Annotated in this window: 18 protein-coding genes and 1 pseudogene; 5 read left to right on the top strand and 14 right to left on the bottom strand. The window is 49.1% G+C overall.

Annotation, left to right across the window (positions count from 1 at the left end):
* Position 1: 1 nt before the first annotated feature.
* The 4 genes from mutS to KNO86_RS01300 form a co-directional block, all read right to left on the bottom strand.
* Positions 2 to 2530, bottom strand: coding sequence for a DNA mismatch repair protein MutS (gene mutS, locus KNO86_RS01315; protein ID WP_214692029.1), 2529 nt, complete (start codon positions 2528 to 2530; stop codon positions 2 to 4).
* A 53-nt stretch (positions 2531 to 2583) separates the two neighbouring features.
* Entirely contained in the window at positions 2584 to 3012 is a 429-nt protein-coding gene (locus tag KNO86_RS01310; RefSeq protein WP_214692027.1) for a YlbF/YmcA family competence regulator, read from the bottom strand.
* A 61-nt stretch (positions 3013 to 3073) separates the two neighbouring features.
* Positions 3074 to 3532, bottom strand: coding sequence for a GNAT family N-acetyltransferase (locus KNO86_RS01305; RefSeq protein WP_214692020.1), 459 nt, complete (start codon positions 3530 to 3532; stop codon positions 3074 to 3076).
* Positions 3533 to 3542: 10 nt separating this feature from the next.
* Complete coding sequence (locus KNO86_RS01300) at positions 3543 to 5009, bottom strand: phytoene desaturase family protein (RefSeq protein ID WP_214692018.1); 1467 nt, start codon at positions 5007 to 5009, stop codon at positions 3543 to 3545.
* A 137-nt stretch (positions 5010 to 5146) separates the two neighbouring features.
* Between KNO86_RS01300 and KNO86_RS01295 the strand changes: the two genes are divergently transcribed.
* The 4 genes from KNO86_RS01295 (at position 5147) to KNO86_RS01280 (ending at position 8086) form a co-directional block, all read left to right on the top strand.
* Positions 5147 to 5653: a hypothetical protein gene (locus tag KNO86_RS01295; RefSeq protein ID WP_214692016.1), complete on the top strand. Its 507-nt coding sequence runs from the start codon at positions 5147 to 5149 to the stop codon at positions 5651 to 5653.
* 33 nt (positions 5654 to 5686) lie between these two features.
* Positions 5687 to 6190 carry a DNA topology modulation protein gene (locus KNO86_RS01290; protein ID WP_214693967.1) on the top strand — a complete coding sequence of 168 codons (504 nt, stop codon included), beginning with the start codon at positions 5687 to 5689 and terminating at the stop codon, positions 6188 to 6190.
* Positions 6191 to 6308: 118 nt separating this feature from the next.
* On the top strand, positions 6309 to 7076 hold the full coding sequence (locus KNO86_RS01285) for a transporter substrate-binding domain-containing protein (RefSeq protein ID WP_214692014.1): 768 nt from the start codon (positions 6309 to 6311) through the stop codon (positions 7074 to 7076).
* Positions 7073 to 8086 (top strand): pyridoxal phosphate-dependent aminotransferase, encoded by a 1014-nt coding sequence (locus KNO86_RS01280; protein ID WP_214692012.1) that lies wholly within the window; start codon positions 7073 to 7075, stop codon positions 8084 to 8086. The genes KNO86_RS01285 and KNO86_RS01280 overlap by 4 nt, the downstream gene beginning before the upstream one ends.
* A gap of 22 nt (positions 8087 to 8108) precedes the next feature.
* On the opposite strand, the gene KNO86_RS01275 is transcribed toward KNO86_RS01280, so the two are convergent.
* Positions 8109 to 8663, bottom strand: a complete 555-nt coding sequence (locus KNO86_RS01275) for a maltose acetyltransferase domain-containing protein (RefSeq protein ID WP_285800662.1) — start codon at positions 8661 to 8663, stop codon at positions 8109 to 8111.
* A gap of 85 nt (positions 8664 to 8748) precedes the next feature.
* On the opposite strand from KNO86_RS01275, the gene KNO86_RS01270 reads away from it, so the two are divergent.
* Entirely contained in the window at positions 8749 to 9672 is a 924-nt protein-coding gene (locus tag KNO86_RS01270) for a DUF7916 family protein (RefSeq protein ID WP_214692008.1), read from the top strand.
* 37 nt (positions 9673 to 9709) lie between these two features.
* On the opposite strand, the pseudogene hisIE reads toward KNO86_RS01270, so the two are convergent.
* The 9 genes and pseudogenes from hisIE to KNO86_RS01220 all read right to left on the bottom strand — a co-directional run bounded on the left by hisIE (position 9710) and on the right by KNO86_RS01220 (position 16660).
* Positions 9710 to 10347, bottom strand: a pseudogene (hisIE, locus tag KNO86_RS14800) (bifunctional phosphoribosyl-AMP cyclohydrolase/phosphoribosyl-ATP diphosphatase HisIE).
* The gene (hisF, locus tag KNO86_RS01255) at positions 10296 to 11063 is read right to left on the bottom strand and encodes an imidazole glycerol phosphate synthase subunit HisF (protein ID WP_214692002.1); all 768 of its coding nucleotides are present in this window, start codon (positions 11061 to 11063) and stop codon (positions 10296 to 10298) included. Before hisF ends, hisIE begins: the two are co-directional and overlap by 52 nt.
* Positions 11056 to 11769, bottom strand: a complete 714-nt coding sequence (locus tag KNO86_RS01250) for a 1-(5-phosphoribosyl)-5-[(5-phosphoribosylamino)methylideneamino]imidazole-4-carboxamide isomerase (protein ID WP_214691994.1) — start codon at positions 11767 to 11769, stop codon at positions 11056 to 11058. Before KNO86_RS01250 ends, hisF begins: the two co-directional genes overlap by 8 nt.
* Positions 11747 to 12334, bottom strand: a complete 588-nt coding sequence (gene hisH / locus KNO86_RS01245; RefSeq protein WP_214691992.1) for an imidazole glycerol phosphate synthase subunit HisH — start codon at positions 12332 to 12334, stop codon at positions 11747 to 11749. Before hisH ends, KNO86_RS01250 begins: the two co-directional genes overlap by 23 nt.
* A complete protein-coding gene (hisB, locus tag KNO86_RS01240) occupies positions 12331 to 12918 on the bottom strand; it encodes an imidazoleglycerol-phosphate dehydratase HisB (protein WP_214691986.1) in 588 nt (195 codons plus the stop codon). The genes hisH and hisB overlap by 4 nt, the downstream gene beginning before the upstream one ends.
* Positions 12905 to 13921: a pyridoxal phosphate-dependent aminotransferase gene (locus KNO86_RS01235; RefSeq protein ID WP_214691984.1), complete on the bottom strand. Its 1017-nt coding sequence runs from the start codon at positions 13919 to 13921 to the stop codon at positions 12905 to 12907. Before KNO86_RS01235 ends, hisB begins: the two co-directional genes overlap by 14 nt.
* Positions 13918 to 15135 carry a histidinol dehydrogenase gene (gene hisD / locus KNO86_RS01230; protein WP_214691982.1) on the bottom strand — a complete coding sequence of 406 codons (1218 nt, stop codon included), beginning with the start codon at positions 15133 to 15135 and terminating at the stop codon, positions 13918 to 13920. Before hisD ends, KNO86_RS01235 begins: the two co-directional genes overlap by 4 nt.
* On the bottom strand, positions 15132 to 15740 hold the full coding sequence (hisG, locus tag KNO86_RS01225) for an ATP phosphoribosyltransferase (RefSeq protein ID WP_214691980.1): 609 nt from the start codon (positions 15738 to 15740) through the stop codon (positions 15132 to 15134). The genes hisD and hisG overlap by 4 nt, the downstream gene beginning before the upstream one ends.
* Positions 15737 to 16660, bottom strand: coding sequence for an ATP phosphoribosyltransferase regulatory subunit (locus KNO86_RS01220; protein ID WP_214691972.1), 924 nt, complete (start codon positions 16658 to 16660; stop codon positions 15737 to 15739). Before KNO86_RS01220 ends, hisG begins: the two co-directional genes overlap by 4 nt.
* Positions 16661 to 16740 lie beyond the last annotated feature (80 nt).

Below are 16740 nucleotides of genomic sequence, written 5' to 3'. Positions count from 1 at the left end.
CTCACCCTTTCTTTGCGGTCTGTTGCAGTTCGTAGAGCGCCTGCATCGCTTCGATTGGATTCATTGCCAATAGATCGAGTTTTAGCAGCTGTTCTCGAACAGCGTCATTTGACTCGAACAATGACAACTGACTGACTTCTTCCACTTTAGGTGGAGCAGATTGCTCGTATAAGACAGGTTTCGTCGTTTCGGATTCGAGTTCTGACAGGATGGTCCGCGCCCGGTCAATCAATGAATCCGGAAGTTCAGCCAATTCTGCCACGTGAATCCCATACGATTTATCCGCACGTCCTGGATGCACTTCATGGAGGAAGACGACTCGTCCATCCCGCTCAATCGCCCGGACATGAACATTTTCAAGTGTCGGAATCGAGTCCTCGAGCACTGTTAATTCATGATAGTGCGTCGAGAAGAGTGTCTTCGCTCCGATTGTCGAGGCAATATACTCGACAATCGCCTGTGCAAGTGCCATCCCGTCATACGTCGACGTCCCGCGACCAATCTCATCCAATAGAATCAGACTATGGTTCGTCGCCTCGGTGACGGCTTGTCGCGTCTCGGTCATCTCGACCATGAACGTCGACTGTCCGCTCACCAAATCGTCCGCCGCACCGATCCGTGTAAAGATGCGGTCAAAGAGCGGGAGTTCCGCTGCTTCTGCCGGGACGAATGAACCGATTTGATGAAGGATCGCAATCAACGCAAACTGACGCATATACGTCGATTTACCGGACATGTTCGGTCCGGTGATGAGTAACATTTGACGTGTGTCGTCAAGCGTCAAGTCATTAGCGACATACTCACCTCGCGGCAAGACCGTTTCAATGACAGGGTGACGGCCGCGTTCGATTTGTACGTGCGATGTAGTTTTCGGGCGTACATATTCTCGTCTTTCCGCTACAACGGCAAGGGCGAGGAGCACATCCAACTCACTGAGTGAACGGGCCAATTGCTGAAGAGCCTTCGTGTACGTCTTCACTTCTTCTCGAAGTGCGACAAACAAGTCATATTCGAGCGTACAGCTCTTCTCTTCCGCTCCCAAGATGAGGGCTTCCTTCTCTTTTAGCTCAGGCGTAATGTATCGTTCCGCATTCGTCAATGTCTGCTTACGCTCATAGCGCCCTTCTTCGAGCAACTTCGCATTCGCCTTCGTCACTTCCAAGTAGTAACCGAATACGCGGTTATACCCGACCTTTAACGACTTGATGCCGGTCGCGATACGTTCCTGTTGTTCGAGGTTGGCAATCCACGATTTCCCGTTCGCTTTCGCTTCTAGCAGTTCATCGAGCTCTTCTGAATACCCGTGACGAATCATCCCGCCTTCTTTCGTCGAAATCGGGGGTGAGTCGACGAGTGCAGTCCGGAGCTGTTCACTCAACGTCTCGAACGAGTCGAGATTCTGTTCGATTTGCTGCAAGCGATCCGCTTTCACTGTTTGTAAGAGTGACCGGACAGAAGGCATCCGCTCGAGCGTGTCGCGAAGTTGGACGAGATCTCGCGCATTCGCTGTCCCGTACCCAACTTTCGCGACAAGGCGTTCGATGTCATAGACTCGCTTCAACTCTTCCTGTAGTTGATCGCGCAACATGAAGTCGTCCACTAAGTTCTCGACGGCGTCCTGTCGCTCTTTGATGCCTTGTTCTGTATAGAGCGGCTGTTCAAGCCAGCGTTTCAACAAACGACCACCCATTGCCGTCGTCGTCTCATCAAGGAGTGAGAGGAGTGACCCTTTCCGTTCTCCCGAACGAGCGGAACGAAACAGTTCAAGGTTTCTGGCCGTATTGGCGTCGAGCTGCATATGCTGTTCGACCTCATAGGCGACAGCCGGTTGCAAGTGATCGAGCGAACGCTTCTGTGTTTTCGTGAGATAGGCGAACAGCAACTCAAATGCCGAGCGCTGCGCCTCGTCTTTCGCACCTTGTGCGAGTGGACTATCCCGCTTGTCCACTTGAATCGAGAGAGGAATGCCGGTCTGTCGTAACAAGTCAGCGAGTCGTTCGTCTTCGACGATGACCTCGTTCGGAAGCAATCCTTCGATTTCCCGTAAGACAGCCTCTTCTGACGAGAGCGTCGTCAACCACGATTCCCCCGTCGTCACGTCACCTCTAGCAATCCCAAAACGTCCCGCGACGTCCGAGATGGCGACGAGATAACGGTTCTCTTTTTCGCTGAGTGATGCCATGTATGTACCTGGCGTGATCACTTGAATGACTTCCCGCTTCACAAGTCCTTTTGTCGCTTTCGGATCTTCTGTCTGTTCACAGATGGCGACGTTGAATCCTTTTTCGATCAGTTGTTCGATGTAGATTGCCGCCGAATGGTGTGGGACGCCGCACATTGGAATCGGATGCTCAGCCTGCTTCCCATTTTTAGAAGTGAGCGTGAGCTCTAGTTCCTTGGCGACAATTTGCGCATCTTCAAAAAACAACTCGTAAAAGTCGCCGAGTCGATAGAATAAAAAGGCGCCCGGATAGTCTGCCTTGATGGAGAAATATTGTTTCATCATTGGTGTCTGATGGACTTCTTGCATGTTAATTCACCTCTAGAAAGTACAACAGCTGACCATCGGCCAGCTGTGTCGTTTTAGTATCCGCAGCCGCCGCGTGCTTGTTCAGCCGCCATGCCGCTCCCTGTCTTCCCTGCAAGGACGTCTCCGTCCGTCGATTCGATGATGCGATCCGTCACGGAGTTCGCGAGCGTGACCGTCACGTATTGAAGCAAATCGTTCACTTCGACTTGTGTCTCCTGGAACGCTTGAACGACCGGAATTGAATCGAGTTCTTCCATCGCCTTATCAATCTTTTGCTCGACCTTTGCAAGTGCTTCCGTCTTGCCGTAGTGCTTACAGTTGACGGCTTCTTTTTGTAAGAACTTGATTCGTTTTATCAACGTCTGTACGCGGTCACTTCCGTTCACTTTCGCTTCCGCTTCTTTGAAACGCGCCACTTCTGGTGTTTGTGCTAATACGTCTGCCAATTCTCTTGCTTTTGCAATTACTTGTTGATCGGTCACCTTTTTAAACCCCTTTATGTCTATGATGTAATCGTGCTCAAAGGCACGTGAATGTTCTTTCTCATTCTAACATGAACGATTCGGAAACGGTACTAGCGGGATTCGTTGATTCTCGTAACATATCGACGTGTGGAATACTATCTTCTTGATACACATCACTTGTCCGTTTGAAGCCAAACGAGGCATAAAAAGGTTCCACATACGTCTGAGCTTGCAGATATAATGTCTCATGACCAAAATCCTTAATTGCAGCTTCCATCAGCTTACGAGAATGACCTTTCCCTCGATGCGTCGCTTTCGTGACGACACGTCCGATGGCGACTGGAGAGGCTTCCGTCAAAACACGAAGCGCAGAGACAATCTCTCCATCTTCTTCGATCCAATAATGGATGGCTTGTTCATCTTTTCCATCGATTTCTTGATACGGACAGTTCTGTTCGACCACGAAAATCTCAGTCCGTAGCGCCAGTAAGCGATACAATTCCAATGTTGTCAGTTCATCAAATGTTTTTTTCTTCATCAATATCCCCCTAATCAATCGTCACCCCGAGTGCTCGGGCAACATGTAACCCGCTCGTCATTGCGCCAATCGTCCCCGCCCCTGGAAATACGGTATCCCCGCATACATAAAAGTTAGGCAAGTCTGTGCGATAACTCGCGGCACGGAACAACGCCTGGCTTGGCGTCTGGGCATACCCCCCGACTGCCCCATGCGGTCGCTTCGTATACTTCACCCATGCACCTGGTCCACCAGGAAGGAGAAGTGACGATTCACGGTCCCATGCAGGGAACGCAGTGGCGACGACGTCGACGAGACGATTGGTCCAATCTTGTTCTAGTTTCTCATATGCCGCCCGGTCTTTCCAATGTTGCCATTCTGATAAATCGATATGTGTGGATACCGTAATGGTCCGTTCCGGTTTTTCTGTTCGCAACACGTCATCCGGCGCCGACATGGATATGAACGCATGCCCACTCGGTAATCGCTCGTGATAGATTTGTTGAAATAGTGGTTGCTGTTGACAGACATCCTCAGGCAAGACGATGTAAAGGCTGAACGTGCCCCATTGCGACTGCTTCAACTGTCTTCGATATTGCCGTTTAAACTTTCGCTGTTCCTGTCCCCGTAAAATCTCGCTCGTCCGCTCAATCGGGATGGCGGAAACAATCACATCGACCAGTTCAAGTCGTCCTCTTCGATCGGTGATGAACCATCCATCCGTCACTCGTTCGATGGACTGGACGTCTCTCCCTAATTTCGTCTCGCCACCAAACGTTCGGACGGCGCGCTCTAACGCATGAGCCAATTGATACAGCCCACCTTCCACATAGTACGCTCCTTCGTGATAGACCGACAGCGCCACTGCACCGAGTAAATGACTCGCTTCTTTCGCACCGGTCTGCAAACTATCGAGCAGGACTCCATCGATAAATCGCTCGAACATCGTACCGTTTAGTCCATGACGAGCTAACGTGACACCGAGTGGCCGCTGGAGTTTTAGGAGCGCCGTAAGTTGGTTCGGTCGGAACCCCTTCATTGCGTATACCATATCCGATGTCGTGCGAAACGGAAGTGCCGGCAACTCTTGAAACAACGGTCGGATCTTCTCAAAGTCACCCCACACTTCACGATAAAACGCATGGATTGCCTTGTGGTTCTCTGGGAACGCATGACTGAGCTCATCAAGCAGACGTTCTCGGTCGCGATAGTAAGTGACGGTGACGTCAGGCAGATGAATGTCCATCACCTCATCCAACAAAGTGACCTCGACCGATTCGTCCAATTTCTCAAGGACACGCTGATGGACTCCACCTTTTTCAAATCCCATTCCGAGCGTCGCGCCTGCCGGGAACAAGTAGTCACCCCGTTGAAATTTACCTGCACATCCGCCCCATTCACGCGATGCTTCAAAGACGGTTACGTCATGTCCTTTTTGTTGCGCGAGCGCAGCGGCCGTTAAACCCGCGACACCTCCACCTATGACCCCGATTTTCATGTACATCCCTCCTCTCTATATCATACCTGCTCATTCAAAAACTTGAAGAAATGAATCGGTTTTTAAGATTCCAATGTTCTTTTGAAGGGAACTGATTCTCCTATGCAGAAATAGTTTACATCTGAAAAGGTAAGGTGATGAAAATGCGTAGTCGTGTCATGGTTTATTTATTGATTCCCATCCTCATCTTTATTGGTATACTGATTACCCCACCTTCCGAGGAATCGCTCAAGCTCGCGACGATGACCGTCGTCAGCATCCAGGAGATGATTCCTTACGAAAAAGAGTATACGGCACAAAAAGTGCTAGAAGAACAAACTATGGATGATAAATCAGCCATCATCGAAGAATGGCGTCTCGAGCAAGGAGCAAGAACGTCTTACAGTTATGTGCTCAGACTGAGAGGATTTGAACATGTGACACAGATTGATGCAGGGGCTGCCAACACGAGGTCGGATGGGTATTACGCGATGCAGGCGCATAGCCCTATTTTCGAGACGGACAAACCCGTGTCAACGAACTATCCGATAGTCATGTTCAGTTCGGAACAACGACTCGTCATCGGACAGATGGATGTCCGCGTCATTTATGAAGAGGATGAGCAGTTGAAGAAATGGATTGTATTGGAGGATAAACAAGATTAGATGAGCAACTTACGACTTAATCGCAATACAAACATGAAACGAATCATGATCATCGGTTCAGGCGGTGCAGGGAAATCCACACTTGCCCGTCAACTCGGTGAACGATTACACCTCGATGTCTATCATTTGGATGCTCTCATGTGGAGACCGGGATGGGTGATGGCGCCAAGTGAGGAACGAATCGACATTCAGCAACAACTCTTGAAGAAAGATCAATGGATCATCGATGGAAACTTCGGGAACACGCTTGATTTACGTTTACAGGCAGCAGATACCGTCATTTTGATCGACCTTCCGCGAATCATTTGTGTATACCGCGTCCTCAAACGAGTTGCCCGTTACCGTGGTACGACGCGACCGGATATGGGCGCATCCTGTGAGGAAAAGCTCGATTTCGCATTTCTGAAATGGGTTTGGAATTTTCCTGACGTTCAACGGCCACAACTGTTACGACAAATTCAACAACATCCGACACAACCTAATTTGATACATTTGAAATCGTCACGAGCAGTCAGAAACTACTTGAAATCAATTTAAAACGCTTTCATTTCAAAAGTGTTTCTCTTTTTAATATTTTTTGTATTTTTATGCTTTACAATTAATAATCATACATATACACTTAGTTTCATCTACAACAGGGAGGCATTATACACATATGAAAAAATGGTTATTAGCAGGTACACTTATGTTGAGCGCGGCTTTACTCGGTGCATGTAGTCAAGAAACAGAAGGTGAAGCGACACAACAAAAAACGCTCGTCATGGGGACGAGCGCCGATTACTTCCCATATGAATTTGTCGATACGGCAAACGGGGATGCAATTGTCGGATTTGATATTGAAATTGCGGAGACGATTACAGAACGTCTCGGTTACGAATTGAAGATTGAAGATATGGACTTCGGTAGCTTACTCGGAGCCTTGAATAGCGGACGTGTCGACTTCGTCATGGCAGGGATGACGCCTACAGAAGAGCGGAAAGAAAACGCCGACTTCTCAGACATCTATCTTTCCGCGACAAACTTGATCATGACAAAAGATGAGTCACTTCAGGCAATCGAAGATTTGTCTGGTAAGAAAATCGGTGTCCAAACGGCTTCGATACAAGAAAACATCGCAAAAGAACAAGCGCCAAAAGCTGAACTTGTATCGTTGAACAAGATCCCTGAAATCGTTCAAGAGTTGAATACAGGTCGAATCGATGCAATGGTCATCGAAGACACGGTCGCGCAAAAGTATCTAGATCAAGATGACAGCTTCTATACATTCGCTTTAAAAGAGGATGGCGAAAAAGGTTCAGCTGCTGCATTTAAGTTAGATGATGAGTTACGCGATCAGTTCAACGAAGAATTGAACAAGATGATGGAGTCTGGCGAAATCGATGAATTGGTGAAAAAATGGTTCTCGATGGAGCCGACTGAATGAGACAAGTCGAGCTGCCGATCTATCCCGTCGTTTATCCGACGGGACATCGGTTAAATCAAAATGAAAGTCAGTTCCCGTTACCTGAACGAATCAAGAGCCAGCTTGATTCGTTGACGTATCATGACTTACACGAATATCCGGTCGAACCGATCAATGAATTGTTCGAACGCTACGCTGCGTACGTCGGTGTGACACCTGAGCAACTGCTCGTTGGTTGTGGGAGTGATGAGATGATTCATGTCGTGACGCAAGCATTACTCGCACCAAATGATATCGTCTTGTCCCCGACACCTGACTTTTCGATGTATCCCATCTTCACGACCATCGCCCACGGGCAACATGTTCAAGCCGTTGATTTATCATATGAGGGAATTGTAGAAGCAATCGAGACGCATCATCCGAAGCTTCTTCTACTCTCGAACCCGAACAATCCAACCGGGAAACTATGGACCGTGAAAGAATTGACGCATCTCGCCTCAATCGTTCCGTACCTTGTGGTGGACGAGGCATATATGGACTTCACACCGGGTGACAGCATGATTCCGTTCATTGCGAACCATCCGAATCTCATCGTCCTTCGCACGATGTCAAAAGCATTCGGACTGGCAAACGTACGAATCGGATTCATGGTGACAAACAACGAACTCGCACACTATTTCCGTCAATTTATCCCACCGTTCAACATTAGCGGGGTGAGTGCAAAGATTTGCAACATCTTCTTAAAAGATGCAACTTATCTTCAAGAAACAATCGAATGGCATGACGAGATGCGGCAAAAGTGGGTATCCGCTTTTGAATCAATTGGTCACGTCCTCCCTGCCTCGACAAACTTTTTGTATATCGAGCTCGAGCAACCCGAAGCAGTATGGGCACAATTGACCGCATTGAACGTACACACTTCGAAACAACCGACGGGCATTCGAGTGACCATCGGTGACGAAGCGGCACTTCATCTCGCACATACAGCTATTCAGCAATACAAGGAAACAAGTCACGTAAAAAACTCCTGAACCTCATGTTCAGGAGTTTTTGTCAGTCGATCGTTTTGATCACGCGCGCCGGATTTCCTCCGACAACCGTCCGTGGTGGCACATCTTTTGTGACGACCGCACCAGATGCGATGACTGCCTCATCTCCAATCGTCACACCCGGATTGATGATGGCCCCTCCACCGATCCATACCCGGTCTCCAATCGTCACGGGTTTCCCGAACTCATACCCAGAGATGCGCTCAATCGGATCAATCGGATGTGTCGCCGTATAGATATGTACACCTGGTGCAAGCATACAGTCATCCCCGAAAGTGATGGGACAAATGTCTAAAAAGACACAGTCAAAATTCGCATAGAATCGTTCACCCAAGTGAATATTGTACCCGTAATCACATTTGAAGTTCGGTTCGATGTAATACGACTCTTTCGTCGAACCGAGTAACGCACTAAGAATTTCTTTCCGTTCAGTCAAATCATCAATCCCGGAACGATTGAATCGCTCGGTCAATCGCCGGGCATGCTTCCGATCTTTAACGAGCGTCTCATCACCAGCTAAATACAGTTCACCACGAATCATCTTCTCTTTTTCCGTCATCATGATCCCTCCTTACACTCAGTATAGAGGATTTTCAAATCATTTAGGGAATAGAGACAAGGATGAGCAGAAGGAGGAAGATGTGATGAAACGTATTTTAGAGTGTCGGGCAAGTGATTTTATCACGTTTAATCGTCACGACTTAGTCGGATCGATTCGAAAAGCAGAAGGACGAACGGTCATGGCCGAGGTCATCCCGACGGTTCAACCGCTCTACCCAGAAGTCACGAATGCTGAACTGGCAAGAGCGTTCGGCGCCGACTTGATTTTATTGAACATGTTAGATGTGTTCCATCCTTACATTAAAGGACTTGAAAGTCATGCGCTGTTCGGCGACATGCCAGGTGATGAGATGAGTGACCATCCGATTCTGGAGCTAAAGAGACTGATTGGGTTACCGATTGGAATCAATTTAGAACCTGTCGACTTTTCAGAGAAATCTTCTGAGATGAACGAAGTGAAACGAGGTAGACTCGCTTCAGTCGAAGCGTTCCAAAAAGCGTCTGAACTCGGGATCGATTTCGTTTGTCTGACAGGCAACCCGAATACCGGGGTTACGAATGAAGCAATCGAACAAGCGATTATCCGAGGGCGTCGTGAATTCGCTGGCGTCATCATTGCCGGAAAGATGCATCAGGCCGGTGTCGGCAGCGTGTTAGATCGAGACGCATACATTCGCTTCGTTGAAGCAGGGGCAGACATCATTCTTCTGCCAGCTCCAGGAACCGTTCCGGGTGTCCGTGAAGAGGCATTCCACGAACTCGTACAAGAACTGCAAGCACTCGGAGCACTCACGTTAGCCGCAATCGGGACATCACAAGAAGGGGCCGACGTGGCGACCGTTCGCGAGATCGCACTCTCTTCAAAGCGCGGGGGCGCAGATATCGTTCATATCGGTGACGCCGGATTGTCTGGGATTGCCGTACCAGAGAACATTCAGGCACTTTCAATTGCCATTCGCGGGCGACGTCATACATACATTCGCATGGCTGCCTCGGTCAATCGTTGACACAAAAAAGGAAGGAGACGCGCTCCTTCCTTTTGCTTTACCATTCCGTGACGTCGCGACGAGGTTTCGCCGGTGTTGTCGCACCGTGACGTTTGGCGAGTAACGCTTCCACATCTTCTAAGCGCACACCTTTGGCTGCTAACAAGACGAGTAAGTGATACAGAAGGTCTGCTGACTCTTCAACCAAGTCTTCATCCGTCATGGCAGCAATGACGACCTCGAACGATTCTTCTCCAAACTTCTTCGCAATTTTTTCAACGCCCTGTTCAAACAAGTAGGTCGTATACGAACCTTCCTTCGGTTCATTCTTTCTGGATTGAATCAATTGCTCCAATTCATGAATCATGCGTTCACCTCCGTAAAGAAACAACTTCGATTTCCGGTATGACAAGTCGGACCATTCGCATGGACACGAACGAGAAGCGCATCCTGATCACAGTCGACGTGGATACTGACGACGTCAAGTGTGTTGCCGCTCGTCTCCCCTTTCATCCATAGCCTACCTTTTGAACGAGACCAGAACGTCACGACCCGTTCACGTAGCGTTTGACGGATGGCCTCATCGTTCATATATCCGAGCATGAGGACGGCCTCATCCTCTTCTGAGACGATGATGGCGGGAATTAATCCATTTTCGTCGAAACGAACCGCATCGGCAAGTTGTGACTCGTGCATACGTGCTTCACCTCTTCTACTGTCGTTTTTCGGTCATGTAAGATGGATGCAAGTAGTGCAGCGTCGACTTTTTCAAGCGCTTCGACTACGTGCTCGGCATTCCCTGCCCCACCTGAGGCGATAATCGGAATGTCGACGACTTCGCGAAGTTGTTCTAAAATCGCTAGGTCATATCCGCTTTGCTTTCCGTCTTGGTTCATAGACGTGACAAGAAGCTCACCCGCCCCGAGTGCGGCTACTTGTTTCGCCCATTCGACCGCTAACAGTTCTGTCTTCTGTTTACCGCCATATGTGTAGACATAGTACTCCCCGTCTTCAAATTTTACGTCGATCGCAACGACGATACATTGTGATCCGAAACGATCGGCCGCTTCTCGAATGAGACTTGGGGATTCGACAGCGAGCGTGTTCAACGATACTTTATCCGCTCCTGCTTTTAACAATGACGAAATGTCATCAAGTGAACGAATCCCTCCGCCGACCGTCAACGGGATGAATACTTTCCGTGCCACTGCACTGACGACATCGAGCATCGTCTGGCGGCGTTCCGTACTTGCCGTGATGTCGAGAAAGACGAGTTCATCGGCTCCGGACTCATCATAATATTTTGCGATTTCGACCGGATCACCGATGTCTCGTAGTTGAACGAATTCGATCCCTTTGACGACACGGCCTTCCTTCACATCGAGACATGGAATAATTCTGCGTTTAAGCATAACGCGCCTCCCATTCAATCAGTTCATCGATACTTACTTTACCAGACAGAAGTGCTTTCCCGACGACGGCCTCATCAATCTTAGCCATCTTTAGTTCCTTCACGTCCTCTTCAGTCGTCACACCGCCTGAAGCAATCAGTGTGACGTTGACGATTTGGCGTAGCGCCTTCATGCGCGCGACATTCGGTCCGTTCAGTTTTCCGTCAGATCCGATGTCCGTATATAGAATCGTCTCAATCCCTCGCTTGACGAGATCTTGAGCGACCGAGATGTCATCGAGCTTCGTCGCTTCTTGCCATCCGTTAATGGCGACCTTTCCGTCATATGCATCGAGTGCCACAGCAACTCGTTTGCCATACTTTTCAATCGCCTTGTCTAAAAAGTCAGGATCCGTAAACGCCTTTGTTCCTAAGAGGACACGGTCCGCACCTGTGTCCATGACCGCATCGAGTGAGGCTTCTGAACGAATCCCACCACCTGTCTGTACGAGAAAACCGAGAGACTTCGCATAGCGGACGACATCTAGGTGACGCGGCTCGCCTGCCTTTGCCCCTTCTAAGTCGATTAAATGAATCATCGGGACTTTTCCTTGCCACGCTTTTAATAATTCATACGGGTCACCGTATTGTTCTTCGGTTGAAAAATCGCCTTCTGATAAACGGACGATCTTGCCTCCAATTAAATCAATGGCGGGTAGTAATTTCACGCTCGACCGCCTCCTTCCATTCTTGAAGTAAACTGAGACCGAACGCCCCACTTTTTTCCGGGTGAAACTGCATGCCCGTGACGAGTCCTTTTTGAACAATCGCAGGAACACGCTCTCCCATATAATCCGCTTCCGCCACGATATTAGCATCGTCCGTCACGGCGTGATAAGAGTGAACAAAGTAGACGTCCTCATCGCGAAGAATCGAGTTCCATCCAACGTGTGGAAGACGCTTCGCGCGCATTCGCTCAACCGTTCCCGGAATCAACCCGAGACCTTTCGTCGGCATGCCTTCCGTACTTGAATCAAACAAGAGCTGCATCCCAAGACATATCCCTAAAAACGGCTTTTTTGTCGCCATCTTTTGTAATAGCGGGATGAGCCCCGTCTGTTCGAGTGATTGCATCGCTTGCGGGAAAGCACCGACCCCAGGAAGTAAAATGGCGTCCGCTTCTTCAATTTGGCTTGCATCATTCGTAATCACGACGTAGCAACCGATTGCCTGCAACGCACGTTCGACGTTGAATACGTTACCCATTCCATAATCGATGACCGCTACTTTCATCCTTCAATCCATCCTTTCGTAGAAGGGAGACGATCGGTTCCATCGCTCGAGACCGCCTCAGCGAGTGCTCGTCCGAACGCTTTGAACAACCCTTCAATCATGTGGTGTGAGTTCGATCCATACAGGACCGCGAGGTGAAGCGTGAGTCGACCGTTCATGGCAACCGCTCGGAAGAATTCCTCAGCGAGCTCGGTATCAAAATCCCCAAGCTTCGGATTGCGAATATCCGCTTGATAGACAAGGAAGGGACGTCCTGACACATCGACGACCGCTCGCGCTAACGTCTCGTCCATCGGCATGTAACTCGCTCCATAGCGGCGAATCCCAACTTTGTCTCCGAGAGATTTGGCGATGAGTTGACCGAGCGCAATCCCCACATCTTCCACTGTATGGTGGGCATCGACCCATGTATCTCCTTCGACTTTCACCTCTAAGTCCATCTGACTGTGAAAGGCAAGTAACGTCAACATGTGGTCAAAAAAACCGACTCCTGTTTGGATGGTGCTTTCTCCTGTTCCATCTAGATTGACTCGAATCTCAATTTTTGTCTCTTTCGTCTCACGCTTTAGTTCAGCTGTTCTCAACAGAATTCACCTCTTCAATCGTTTGTCGGATAAAGGCATACGCCTCATCTGTCCCTGCACTGACACGTAATCCATCCGGAAACGCACGTACATGGACGCCTTTTTCAAGGAAGCGGGATGCCCACCCTTCACTGTCATCGGTTTTGACATAGATAAAGTTGGCACGACTCGGTAAAATCTCACCAATCGGTCGTAACAACTCAGTTAATTTCTCACGTTGCGCCGTATGGAACTGAATCGACTCTTGGATATACGTCTCATCACGCAATACAACGTTGGCGACCGTGGCACTGAGTCCACTCACGTTGAACGGCGAACGGAACCGGTCGATCTGTTCGATGATTTCTTCTGACGCAATCATGAATCCAATTCGAAGGTTCGCAAGACCGAACGCTTTTGATAACGTCCGTAAAATGATGACGTTCGGATGCTCGTTCAAGCGAGACACAAATGAATCCTCCATCGTGAAATCGATATAGGCTTCATCAACAACGAGATAAGGGACACGTGTCGCAATGTCCGACAATTCTTCAAGTGTCCACATCTTACCGGTTGGGTTATTTGGATTCGAAATCAGAACGAGCTTCGGCTCATTCGTTTGAATGAGTTCGGTTAGCGCATCGTAACTCAATCCATGCTTCTCCGGTTGCATGAAGTGCCCTCTCGCAATCTGTGTGTATATGCCATACATCGAGAAGTCTGGGGCCGGTGCGACCACACGGTCTTCCGTATCTAAAATGGCCTGACTTAAGATGGCTAACAGCTCGTCGCTTCCACTTCCGACCATCAGTTGCGTCGTCTCGACTCCCGCATAGTTCGCATAACTCGCTTTTAAGGCAAGCAATTCTTCGACCGGATAACGGCTGAGCGCCTCGAGTGAAACGTCTCGAATAGCTCGTTCAAGCCGCTCTGGTAACGGATATTGACTTTCATTTTGATTGAGCGCGTACCCTGATACGGCATGGGGCACATATCGCGGGATGTTCTGATAATTTCGTCTCATACGTCCTCCATCCGAACAGCCATCGCACGGGCATGTCCTTCTAATTGTTCTTGTTTTGCGATTCGAATCGCAGCCTTTGTGATTGTCTCATCAAGTTCTGTCATCTCAAGGAACGTCTGACGGCGATAAAAATCATCGACGGACAATCCGCTCGAGAATCGCGCCGTCCCACTTGTCGGAAGGACATGGTTCGGTCCAGCGATATAATCCCCGAACGCTTCCGCCGCCTCGTGACCGAGGAAGAACGACCCGCCGTGACGTATCGCACGCATCAACGTTTCAGGATCTTTGACGGCCAACTGGACGTGCTCCGCAGCCATCGTGTTCGCATACGCGATGGCATCTTCTAGTGATCGAACGATGACTCCGCCACGTTTCAATGATTCCCTGGCGATCTCTTGTCGTGGTAAGAGCGAAAGTTGACGCTCAAGTTCTTGTTCGACTTCATCACGAAGCATTTCTGTCGTGACGAGTGCGATTGCCGTCGCTTCTACGTCATGTTCTGCTTGTGCGAGAAGATCCGCCGCTACCCACTTCGGATTTGCCGTTTCATCGGCAATGATCAGCACTTCGGACGGTCCCGCTACAGAGTCGATCCCGACGATGTGCGAGACGAGCGCCTTCGCCGTCGCGACATACGCATTTCCGGGTCCGACAATCTTATCGACCGGACGAATCGTTTCTGTCCCATATGCGAGTGCGGCAACGGCTTGCGCACCTCCGACCAGAAAACACTCATCTGCCCCTGCGATTTTTGCTGCAATCAAGAGGGAAATGTCGATCCCATCTGCTTTTGGTGGGGTGACCATGACGACTCGTTTGACACCGGCCACTTTCGCCGGAATGATATTCATCAGGACGCTCGACGGATAGACGGCTGTCCCACCCGGTACGTAGACACCGACCGAATCGAGCGGCATATAACGTCTTCCGAGTCGGAACATCGTATCTTCGAACACATCATCTTGACGTACTTGATGCGCGTGGAAGGCGCGAATCCGTTCTGCCGCTAAGGTCAACGCTTCCGTCAGTTCAGCATACGCTGCCGGCGGGATAAAGCGAGACAAATCGACAGACTCGATTTGGTCGACCCCATCGAATTGACGCGTCCATTCAAGGAGTGCTTCATCTCCGCGTGCCTCAACCGCTTCTACGATTGGTTTGACCGCTTCCGCCCAAGCTTCTCGCCGTGATCGATTCGTTTCTGTACTCATGCATTCTCCTCCTGACTCAGCTTTCGAATCCATGCCTTTAATTCGTCAGGCTGCTCTGCCAAAGCCGTTTCGCTCGTGATGAATTTTGCATTGATTGAAAAAATCGTTTCATATTCCTCTAAGTCATTCGCTGCTAACGTCGCACCTGTCTCGACGATGTCGACGATGCAATCCGCTAGTCCTGTTAACGGAGCGAGCTCCACAGACCCATTCAACGCGATGACTTCTACGTTTTGTCGCTTTGACGCGAAGTGTGAGATGGCGATGTTCGGATATTTACTCGCCACTTTTAATTTCTTTGTGCCATTACGTCGAACTTTCGGACCACATACGGCCATCCGACAGCGTCCGAACGGTAAGTCGACGACTTCGAGTACACCTGGCGTTTTCTCTCGTAAAATATCGCCACCAACAATTCCGACATCAGCTGCTCCGTGCATCACATATTTATAGACGTCGTCCCCTTTGACGAAAATAAATTCATGATCTCCTGCTTTTACTGTGAGTTCACGTCCCCGCTTCTCTGGCCAAACGGGTAAATCACGTTCGACAAAAAATTGACGAGCTGCTTTTTCGATCCGTCCTTTCGCGACCGCTACCTTCATTTGATCACCTCATCTAACTGTTCTAAATCGAGTGACATGCCGAACGCTCGTCTCGAGTGTCCGAAATGACCATATAGTGAATCGTATCGTCCCCCTGAAAGGACACGCTTTCCTTCTACACTTCCCGTCACGGTCAAACCTGAATAGTAATCAAAATCTCCCGTTTGACCGAAATCATATGATACGTCTAAGCCAATTGCACGCAAATGTTGTACGGCCTCATCGACTTCATCGATGGCATCGTTTAGAGACTCTGGTGCCTCACACCGTAATTCTTCGAGCGCTGAATTCCCAATTAAAAATGGTAGTTTTGCAATCAATGGATAGCGATACGTTTCGGCTAACTCACGTAGCGATTCTAAATTTCGAAGTGCTAAGATTTTTCGGAATGTCCGTTCTTGAATGCCTGTCTCTTTCGCAATGAGCGAGATGACAGCGGCTGATCCGATTTTGATTGTCAAACGCTCAGTAGGCAGGACTCCTTCCGTCATATCGAGAAATGATTCGATAAGATGACTGTCCTTCATTTCCCCGTCGACCCACTCGAGTCCAAGCTGTTGTCGTTCATGTGGTTGACCGGAATGTTTGATTGTCCGACGGTAGACGGCTCCGGCGTACGCGACACGCATCGGTTCATGACCGTCTGCTAGCTTTCTTGCGATTTGCAATGTATAGTCAGGGCGCATGACGAGAAGTTCCCCGTCATTCCCGAATAAACGATAATAGGCCGACTCATCAAAGAGCGCCAAATTTTGATAGTGCGAATAGTATTCGAGTAACGGCGGGTCGATGACGGCATAACCGCTCGCCTCTGCCTTTTCTAAAAATGACAGCATCCACCGCTTTGGTCGAATGACATCTCCTGATTGTAGTTCATACCATCCTTCTGGAATTGAACCTTTCGAATTTGACCAAATCATGATAACCACCCTTTATCTTATTATCACTTTACCAAACTAAAGTAGTGTGTTAAATTTATCAAACAGAGAAACACCTGTCA

The organism is Exiguobacterium sp. s160 (assembly GCF_018617575.1).
GTDB lineage: Bacteria > Bacillota > Bacilli > Exiguobacteriales > Exiguobacteriaceae > Exiguobacterium > Exiguobacterium aestuarii_A.
The sequence above is the reverse complement of the archived record's forward strand: the minus strand, read 5'-3'. Positions and strand labels throughout refer to the sequence as shown.

What these genes read in the sequence shown, in the direction of transcription:
- KNO86_RS01280 (WP_214692012.1), top strand. Translation starts at nt 7,073, where the DNA reads ATGAGACAAGTCGAGCTGCCGATCTATCCCGTCGTTTATCCGACGGGA.
- hisG (WP_214691980.1), bottom strand. Translation starts at nt 15,740, where the DNA reads ATGAAGGTAGCGGTCGCGAAAGGACGGATCGAAAAAGCAGCTCGTCAA.
- KNO86_RS01295 (WP_214692016.1), top strand. Translation starts at nt 5,147, where the DNA reads ATGAAAATGCGTAGTCGTGTCATGGTTTATTTATTGATTCCCATCCTC.
- KNO86_RS01275 (WP_285800662.1), bottom strand. Translation starts at nt 8,663, where the DNA reads ATGACGGAAAAAGAGAAGATGATTCGTGGTGAACTGTATTTAGCTGGT.
- mutS (WP_214692029.1), bottom strand. Translation starts at nt 2,530, where the DNA reads ATGCAAGAAGTCCATCAGACACCAATGATGAAACAATATTTCTCCATC.
- KNO86_RS01235 (WP_214691984.1), bottom strand. Translation starts at nt 13,921, where the DNA reads ATGAGACGAAATTATCAGAACATCCCGCGATATGTGCCCCATGCCGTA.
- KNO86_RS01220 (WP_214691972.1), bottom strand. Translation starts at nt 16,660, where the DNA reads ATGATTTGGTCAAATTCGAAAGGTTCAATTCCAGAAGGATGGTATGAA.
- hisH (WP_214691992.1), bottom strand. Translation starts at nt 12,334, where the DNA reads ATGAAAGTAGCGGTCATCGATTATGGAATGGGTAACGTATTCAACGTC.
- KNO86_RS01285 (WP_214692014.1), top strand. Translation starts at nt 6,309, where the DNA reads ATGAAAAAATGGTTATTAGCAGGTACACTTATGTTGAGCGCGGCTTTA.
- KNO86_RS01305 (WP_214692020.1), bottom strand. Translation starts at nt 3,532, where the DNA reads ATGAAGAAAAAAACATTTGATGAACTGACAACATTGGAATTGTATCGC.
- KNO86_RS01290 (WP_214693967.1), top strand. Translation starts at nt 5,687, where the DNA reads ATGAAACGAATCATGATCATCGGTTCAGGCGGTGCAGGGAAATCCACA.
- KNO86_RS01300 (WP_214692018.1), bottom strand. Translation starts at nt 5,009, where the DNA reads ATGAAAATCGGGGTCATAGGTGGAGGTGTCGCGGGTTTAACGGCCGCT.
- hisD (WP_214691982.1), bottom strand. Translation starts at nt 15,135, where the DNA reads ATGAGTACAGAAACGAATCGATCACGGCGAGAAGCTTGGGCGGAAGCG.
- hisF (WP_214692002.1), bottom strand. Translation starts at nt 11,063, where the DNA reads ATGCTTAAACGCAGAATTATTCCATGTCTCGATGTGAAGGAAGGCCGT.
- KNO86_RS01270 (WP_214692008.1), top strand. Translation starts at nt 8,749, where the DNA reads ATGAAACGTATTTTAGAGTGTCGGGCAAGTGATTTTATCACGTTTAAT.